The 8,052-nt window shown below is 71.2% G+C and carries 7 protein-coding genes; 3 read left to right on the top strand and 4 right to left on the bottom strand.

Going from position 1 to position 8,052, the window contains the following annotated elements; all coding sequences use genetic code 11:
* Positions 1-72: 72 nt before the first annotated feature.
* Together RMO85_RS09315 and RMO85_RS09320 are read right to left on the bottom strand one after the other, a co-directional pair.
* Positions 73-1,314, bottom strand: a complete 1,242-nt coding sequence (locus tag RMO85_RS09315) for a multidrug effflux MFS transporter (protein ID WP_310528451.1) — start codon at positions 1,312-1,314, stop codon at positions 73-75.
* A 53-nt stretch (positions 1,315-1,367) separates the two neighbouring features.
* A complete protein-coding gene (locus RMO85_RS09320; RefSeq protein ID WP_310528457.1) occupies positions 1,368-2,579 on the bottom strand; it encodes a homogentisate 1,2-dioxygenase domain-containing protein in 1,212 nt (403 codons plus the stop codon).
* Between the two features lie 71 nt (positions 2,580-2,650).
* Here RMO85_RS09320 and RMO85_RS09325 point away from each other — a divergent pair, with 71 nt between their 5' ends.
* Both RMO85_RS09325 and fahA read left to right on the top strand, forming a co-directional pair.
* A complete protein-coding gene (locus RMO85_RS09325) occupies positions 2,651-3,514 on the top strand; it encodes a hypothetical protein (RefSeq protein ID WP_310528452.1) in 864 nt (287 codons plus the stop codon).
* Entirely contained in the window at positions 3,511-4,719 is a 1,209-nt protein-coding gene (gene fahA / locus RMO85_RS09330; protein ID WP_310528453.1) for a fumarylacetoacetase, read from the top strand. The genes RMO85_RS09325 and fahA overlap by 4 nt, the downstream gene beginning before the upstream one ends.
* On the opposite strand, the gene mptB is transcribed toward fahA, so the two are convergent.
* A complete protein-coding gene (gene mptB, locus RMO85_RS09335) occupies positions 4,644-6,149 on the bottom strand; it encodes a polyprenol phosphomannose-dependent alpha 1,6 mannosyltransferase MptB (RefSeq protein ID WP_310528454.1) in 1,506 nt (501 codons plus the stop codon). The genes fahA and mptB overlap by 76 nt on opposite strands.
* Before the next feature lie 79 nt (positions 6,150-6,228).
* Here mptB and RMO85_RS09340 point away from each other — a divergent pair, with 79 nt between their 5' ends.
* A complete protein-coding gene (locus RMO85_RS09340; protein ID WP_310528455.1) occupies positions 6,229-7,155 on the top strand; it encodes a metallophosphoesterase in 927 nt (308 codons plus the stop codon).
* 6 nt (positions 7,156-7,161) lie between these two features.
* On the opposite strand, the gene RMO85_RS09345 is transcribed toward RMO85_RS09340, so the two are convergent.
* Positions 7,162-8,052 (bottom strand): MFS transporter (locus RMO85_RS09345; protein ID WP_310528456.1); only part of this gene is annotated, 891 nt, incomplete at its 5' end.

The following is an 8,052-nucleotide window of genomic DNA, read 5'->3' on the forward strand; positions in this document are numbered from 1 at the left end:
CGCCGAGTGGTCCGTCCGCGTGCCCGAGGATCAGCCGGCCAGCATCGGCATGAGCCGGGCACCCATGTGCTCCTAGTGGCCGGCTGCGACCGGGGCCGGGACCGGGCGGGTCGCCGCGCAGTGCCATGCCCAGCACAGCGACCCGAGGCCGGTGATCACGAGGGCGGCGATCGCCAGTCCGAGCGTGCTGCTGGCGGCGTACGGCGTGAGCGCGACCGCAGCGACGGCATTGAAGATGAGCACCAGGAAGCTCGCGCACGACATGACGGCCCCGCGCCGCGTGGGCGCGAGGTCGAGCATCATCAGCTGGATCGACGGATAGGCCATGCCGTTGCCCAGGCCGATCAGGCTCGGGCCGACGATCGCCCACGGCAGGTCGGTCGCCAACGGTGACGCCGAGAAGGCGACGCCGAGCACGCCCCCGACGACGGTGATGACGAAGCCGATCGAGACGAGCTTGCGGCCGGTGACCAGGCCGGCCGTACGACCGCTGGTCCACGAGCCGACCATCATCGAGCCGATCATGGGGACGAACAGCTTCCAGAAGTCGAGCTCGCCCTGCCCCAGCAGGTCGACCACGAAGATGGCGGCGCCACCGATGTAGAGGAACTGGGCGCCGAAGCCGAACGCGCCGGCCCACGCCAGCCGATGGAACGCAGGCTGGCGGGCGACCTCGGTCAGTCCGCGCACCACCTCGCCGACCCGCAACGGCACCCGCGCCGAGACGGGATGCGTCTCGGGCAGCACGATCAGCGTCGCGGCGATGAGGACGACGCCGAGCAGCGCCTGGAAGGCGAAGACGAGCTGCCACGGGCCGAGCTGCAGCAGTCCGCCGCCGACGATCGGGGCGATGGCCGGCGCCACGCCGAAGATCAGCGCGACCCGGCTCATCAGCCGCTGCGCCTGGTCGCCCTCGAACATGTCGCGGATGACTGTTCGGCTGACGATGGTGGCGCCGCCGGCGCTCAGGCCCTGGGCGACGCGTCCGACCAGCAGCAGCTCGAAGGTCGGCGCGATCGTGCAGGCGAGCGACGCGACGGCGAACACCGCGATCGATCCCACGATGACGGGGCGTCGGCCGAGGGAGTCCGACAGCGGTCCGTGGAAGATGCTCATCGCGGCGAACGCGAGCAGGTAGCTGGTCACGATCAGCTGCAACTGCTCGGTGCCGACGCCGAACTCGTCACCGATGTGCGGGAACGCCGGGAACGGTGTGTCGATGCTGAACGGGCCGATCATCGACAGCATCGCCAGCACGAGCGGGATGAAGAGGACGAAACGTGACGGCGCGATCTCGTCCACTCGTTCCCCCACGGTCATGAGGCCATCAGATCATCCTGTCCGCCATCACCGGCGATCGACGGTGTCTAGGAGTTGCTGAAGACCGCGGGGTCGCCGCCGTCGTCGGGACCGCGACCCGCCCAGGTCCAGGCGTAGGCCGGGTCCTCGACGGCGAGGCCGCCCTCACCGAGGTCGAGCGGGGCGAACGTGTCGACCATGACCGCCGACTCCTCGAAGTAGTCCGCACCCAGGGATGCCTCGATCGCGGCCGGCTGCGGACCGTGGGCGTAGCCGCCCGGGTGCAGCGAGACCGAGCCGAGGTCGATGCCCGAGCCCTTGCGCGCCTCGTAGTCGCCGCCGACGTAGAACATGACCTCGTCGCTGTCGACGTTGGAGTGGTAGTAGGGCACCGGGATCGCCAGCTCGTGGTAGTCGACCTTGCGGGGCAGGAAGTTGCAGATCACGAAGTTCCAGCCCTCGAAGACCTGGTGCACCGGCGGTGGCTGATGGACCTTGCCGGTGATCGGCATGAAATCGTCGACGTTGAACGTGTAGGGGTACAGGCAGCCGTCCCAGCCGACCACGTCGAAGGGGTGCGTCGCGTACGTCATCCGGGTGCCGACGATGCCCGTGCTGGTGCGGTGCTTGACGAGCACGTCGACGTTGTCGCCCTCGGCGAGGTGCGGCTGCGTCGGTCCGTGCAGGTCGCGCTCGCAGTAGGGCGCGTGCTCGAGGAACTGCCCGAAGCGGGACAGGTAGGCCTTGGGCGGATGGATGTGGCTGTTGGCCTCGACGGCGTAGAGGCGGCTGGCCTCGGCCGGCACCCAGCGGTGCGTGGTGGCGCGCGGGATGACGACATAGTCGCCGGCGCGGTAGGGCACGACGCCGAAGACCGACTCGACGGTGCCGGTGCCGGCTTCGACGTACACGCACTCGTCGCCGATGGCGTTGCGATAGAGCGGGCTCGGGTCGGTGCCGGTCAGGACGTAGGCGATGCGCACGTCGTTGTTGCCCAGCACGAGGCGGCGGCCCTCGACGGGACACGTGCCGGTCTCCAGTGCGTGCAGCCTGAGATGGCGCGCCTTGAGCGGGTGGTTGGGGGTACGGCTCTGGTCGGCCAGCTCCCAGACCTGGCTGTCGACGAGGGCCGACGGCACACCGCGGTGGTAGAGCAGCGACGAGTCGGAGGAGAAGCCCTCCTCCCCCATCAGCTCCTCGAAGAACAACGTGCCGTCGGCGGCGCGGTGCTGGGTGTGCCGCGTGGGCGGGATCGCCCCGACACTGCGGTAGTGAGCCATCAGCCGTCGCTCCATTCGTCCGATAATCGGTGTTGATCGTCCGTTATGCGCTTACTGACTAGAGTAACCGCGTGAGCACCGAGCTGCCAGCCGCTGTCCCTCCCGCCTGGTCCGGGTTCCTCGACGACGCGGGCGTCTTCCCGCCGGGCAACGCCGAGCTGCCCGACGCCGTTCAGTCCTTCCGCCGTCGCCGCGACGAGTGGTACGCCGACCTGGTGGCCTCCCTCGTCGTCACCGACGAGCGGGTGCCGGGCGTCGGCGACGCGCAGATCCCGCTCTCGATCGTGGTCACCGGGGGCGCCGGTGCCCTGGCCGGCGCGCTCAGGCTCGCGGCCCGGGCAGGCAACCCGGTCTCCGGTCTGGAGATCGCGCTGCGCGACCTCGACGACCTCGCCGGCAACGCCCGACGCGTGGTCGCTGCCGTCCACGCCGCCCGAGATGAGGGCGCGCTCGACGACGAGACGCCGGTCTACGTCGAGCTGCCCGCGGCCGAGGTCACCCACGGCTGGGAGGCCGCTGCCGACGAGGTCGCGGCGGCCGAGCTCCGGTTGAAGTTCCGCACGGGCGGCATCGACGCACACCAGTTCCCGCCTGCGGAGCAGCTCGCGGCGTGGATCGACGCCGCCCTCGACCGGGAGCTCGCCTTCAAGTGCACCGCCGGCCTGCACAACGCCGTGCGCCACCGAGATCACGACACCGGCTTCGAGCACCACGGCTTCCTCAACGTCCTCGCCGCCACGGCCGAGGCCGACTCCGGGTTGGGCGCCGATGACGTGGTCGAGACGTTGTCATTGACCGACGACGCCGAGCTCCTCGGGTTGGCGCACGAGCTCGATCTCGCCAAGGCCCGCCGCTGGTTCACCGGCATCGGATCCTGCTCGATCCTCGAGCCGCTCGCCGACCTGACCGACCTCGGACTGCTGGAGGCACCATGAGCTGGGTGGACGGGGCCGCCGGCTCCCTCTTCGACCTCGACAACCTGCCCTACGGCGTGTTCTCCCGGGCCGAGGAGTCCCCCCGCGTCGGCGTGCGGATCGGCGACCACGTCCTCGACCTCGCGCCCGTGGCGGAGATCGGCGACCCGGCCTCCGGGCTCGCCGCCGCGTGGCGTACGCCGTCGCTCAACGCCTTCATGGCGATGGGACCGGATCAATGGGCCATCGCCCGCCGGTGGATCGACGAGGTGCTCAGTGACGACGTCCACGAGGAGCGCACGGCGCCACATCTCCACTCCCTCGACGAGGTCGAGCTGCACCTCCCGATCGAGGTCGGCGACTACGTCGACTTCTACGCCTCCGAGCAGCACGCCTCCAACGTCGGCCGGATCTTCCGCCCCGACCAGGCGCCGTTGCTGCCGAACTGGAAACACCTCCCGGTCGGCTACCACGGCCGGGCCGGCACGGTCGTGGCCAGCGGCACCGGCGTGATCCGGCCGTGCGGACAACGGAAGGCACCCACGGACGACGCGCCGTCCTACGGTCCGAGCCGACGCCTCGACATCGAGGCCGAGCTCGGCTTCGTCGTGGGCATGCCCTCCACCCTGGGCGAGCGGGTCTCGACCGACGGCTTCGCCGCGCACACCTTCGGGGTCGTCGGCCTCAACGACTGGTCGGCGCGCGACATCCAGGCCTGGGAGTACGTCCCGCTCGGGCCGTTCCTCGGCAAGTCGTTCGCCACCTCGATCAGCCACTGGGTCACCCCCCTGGCCGCCCTCGACGCGGCCTGGACCGACCTGCCCGGACAGGACCCTGAGCCCCTCGACTACCTCGCCGTGGGCGACCGGGCCGGCCTCGACATCGACGTCGAGGTCGTGCTCAACGGCGTCGTCGTCTCGCGCCCGCCGTACGCCTCGATGTACTGGTCGCCCGCGCAGATGCTGGCCCACACGACCGTCAACGGCGCGAGTGTGCGCACCGGTGATCTGTGGGGGTCGGGCACCATCTCCGGCGCCGAGCCCGACCAGCGTGGGTCGTTCCTCGAGCTGTCGTGGGGCGGCCAGGAGCCGTTCCTGCTCGACGGCGTGGAGCGGACCTACCTCGAGGACGGCGACGAGGTGACGCTGCGCTACACCGCACGCGGCACCTCCGGCGGCCGGATCGCGCTGGGCGAGGTGAGCGGCCGGGTCCTCCCGGCCACCTGACCGGTGGCGATCTTCTCGAGCCGCTCGCGCGCCGAACGAGTCGCCAGCAGCGCCAGCACGAGGGCGGTGACGAGCAGCGAACCGACCACGATGGCGACGTAGGCACCGTGCAGCGACGAGTCGAGCGGCGCGACCAGCCCGGAGATCACCACGGCCGCGAGCAGCCCCACCGTGCCCAGACGCGGCAGGCGGATCGCGGCCAGGAAGGGCAGCGCCCACAGGAAGTACCACAGGTGCACCACCGGGCTGAGCAGGATCAGCGCGCCCATCACGGCGGCGACCGCCCGGACGGCGCACCCCGGCTGCCCCGTCGGCCACGTGAGAGCGACGCGGACGGCGATCACCAGCGCCACCACCTGCGCGACGCCGCGCACCAGGGCGAGGAAGGTGCCCGGCTCCAGTCCGGTCCCGAGCCCGCGAGCGACCAGGTCGAGGAAGCCGCCGAGCACGGTCGGCATCGAGAGCGGCACGTTCACCGAGCCGGGGACACCCAGGGCGTGCACCCAGCCGACCCCGAGCCCGGCGAGCAGCCCCGGCAGGACGACCGCCGCACACGCCACGGCACCGACCTGAGCCAGGCGTCGCACCCGCATCACGAGGCAGGCACCGACCGGCAGTGCCAGGAGGGCGACGCCGATGCAGACGAGACCGCCCGGCAGCTTGACCGCCGCCGCGAGCCCACCCAGGACGGCACCCCAGATCCAACCGCGCTCCACGGTCAGCACGAGCGCCGAGCTCATCAGCCCCACCATGAGCACGTCGTTGTGGAGCCCGCCGACGCCGTGCGCCAGCATCAGCGGCGAGCAGAGCACGACGGCAGCCGTCAGGGCCGGGTTGATGCCCGCCCAGGCGGCGAGCTTCGGCACCGACCACGCGAGCAGCGCCAGCCCGACGAGCGCGAGGATCCGGTGGCCGATCACGAGCATCCACGGGTTGCCCGTGAGGCCAGCGACCGCGTCGCCGAACATCAGGGGCACCGGGCCGTAGGGCGCCGCGGTCTCCATCCAGCGGGGATCGACGCCCTGCACTATCGGGCCGACGAGGACGCCCGGGCCATATTCGTACGGCGAGATCTCGAAGTGCGTGAGCACGCCCTGCGCGGCATAGGACCAGCCGTCGCGGGAGAACAGCGGCGGCGCGAGCACCAGCGGAGCGGACCACACGATCGTCGCGTGCCGGACCAGCGCCAGCGCGTCCGCCCGGTCCGCGCCCTCGGCCCGCGCGACGTGCCGGCACAGCCGCAGCCACGCGGCGGCGTACAGGCCGAGACCGAGGAGCACGACCGCGAGGGCGGCCATCCGGCCGGCCTCCGCGCCACGGAGCTCCTGGACGAGGGTGAGCTGCATGAGCGCGGTCGAGCGGGGCAGCGTGGAGATGACGACACCGCCGATCAGGACCAGCAGACCGCCGGCAAACCCCCGAGTCAACATGCGGGGAGGTTAGATCGGCTCGCCGACTCCTCCACCAAGACCGGGTGAACTCGACTCGAACAGCTCTAGAGTTCCGAGCGTGAAGCAGCTCGGTCAGTACGCCCCGCCCCGCCACGTGATCGCGCACCTCTCCGATCCGCACCTGCTGGCCAGCGCGCTGCAGTACGGCGCCGTCGACACCGAGGCCGGGCTTCGGCTCGCCCTCGACCGGCTTGCCGCGGTCGACCCTCCACCCCAGGCCCTGGTGTTCACGGGCGACCTGGCGGACAAGGGCGAGCCGGCGGCGTACGCCCGTCTCCGCGAGATCGTCGAACCCGCTGCCGCCGCGATGGGGGCGGCGGTGGTGTGGGTGATGGGCAACCACGACGAGCGCGCCGACTACGCCCGCGGGCTCTTCGGCGAGGAGTCCGAGGCGCCACAAGATCGCGTGCACGAGATCGACGGGCTGCGGATCGTGTCGCTCGACAGCAGCGTGCCCGGCTATCACCACGGCGAGCTGACCGACGCCCAGCTCGGATGGCTGGCCGACGTGCTGGCCACGCCGGCCGAGCACGGCACCCTGCTGGCGCTGCACCACCCGCCGCTTCCCCTGCCGATGCTGCGCGCCGCCGAGCTGATCGAGCTGCTCGACCAGGACCGCCTTGCCGCAGTGCTCGAGGGCTCGGACGTGCGCGGCATCCTCGCGGGGCACCTGCACTTCTCGACGTACTCGATCTTCGCCGGCATCCCCGTCTCGGTCGCCTCCGCGAGCTGCTACACCAGCGATCCGGCGCCGATCGATCGCTTCGTGTCAGGCGTGAGCAGCGCTCAGGCGTTCACGATGGTCCACGCGTACGCCGACCGGCTGGTGCACACCATCGTGCCGCTCGAGCGCGGTAGAGAGGTCAGCGGCGTGGGCCTCGACATCATGGCGGCCATCGAGGGGCTCAGCGTCGAGGAGGCGCGAGAGCTCGCCTCCAACAAGACGTCGGCCTTCAACAGCCGCCACGAGGACCACGACCGCTGAACCGTCTCAGACGCCCTCGGTGCCGATGCCGGGGTGCACGAACGGCCGCCCGGCCTGCATCTCCTCGATCGCACCGGGGTGCACGCGGCGCAGGTGGTCGAGCCCGCGGCGGCGGTAGCGCACGATCTGCACGATGCCGAAGATCCAGAACGGGTACTGCACCGCCATCGCCAGTCGATAGTCGTCGAGGCCGTAGGCCTGCATGCCACCGGGCTGGGAGAGATCGAGCACGACGCCGATGAGCGCCATCACCATCAAGGAGGCGGTGAAGCCGCCGACGTTGACCAGCCCGTTGGCGCGGCCGATGGCGTGCACCGGGGTGAAGGAGCGGGCGAGGTCGAACCCGACCATCGAGGCCGGCCCGCCGCTCGCGGTCGCGAAGGCCATCGCGACGACCAGCGACGCCGGCGGAACGCCGGGCCACAGCAACACGGCGGTCCAGGCCGTGGCCATCGTCAGCACGACGCCGATGACGATCCGGGAGCGGTAGAAGGGCAGACGCGCCACCACCCGCGCCAGCACCAGCCCGCTCGCCACCGCCCACGCGGTCATCGCCATCAGCAGCCCGCTGGCCGCGCCCGGCGACCAGCCGAGGCCGCGGACCAGGAACGGGAAGCCCCACAGCAGGGCGAACACCGTCCCGGAGAACTGCGACGTGAAGTGCGACCACATGCCCAGCCGTGTGCCGGGGTTGCCCCACACGGTCCTGACGGACTGGGCGAGAGCGCGGAGCTTGATGGTGACGACTTCGTCGCTGCGGTACGGCGAATCCTTGACCAGCAGGGCGACGGCGATGAGCAGCACCACGCCGATCGAGGAGACCGTGGCGAAGGCTCGGGTCCAGCCGAGCCGGTCGAGCAGCAACGTCAGTGGCGCCGCGGCCGCGATGGCGCCAAG

Origin of the sequence: Nocardioides sp., assembly GCF_031422975.1 — a bacterium.
Taxonomy (GTDB): Bacteria; Actinomycetota; Actinomycetes; order Propionibacteriales; family Nocardioidaceae; genus Nocardioides.

Bases quoted from the DNA above. Each gene is read 5' to 3' on its own strand.
- RMO85_RS09320 (WP_310528457.1), bottom strand. From the start codon at position 2,579: ATGGCTCACTACCGCAGTGTCGGGGCGATCCCGCCCACGCGGCACACC.
- fahA (WP_310528453.1), top strand. From the start codon at position 3,511: ATGAGCTGGGTGGACGGGGCCGCCGGCTCCCTCTTCGACCTCGACAAC.
- mptB (WP_310528454.1), bottom strand. From the start codon at position 6,149: ATGTTGACTCGGGGGTTTGCCGGCGGTCTGCTGGTCCTGATCGGCGGT.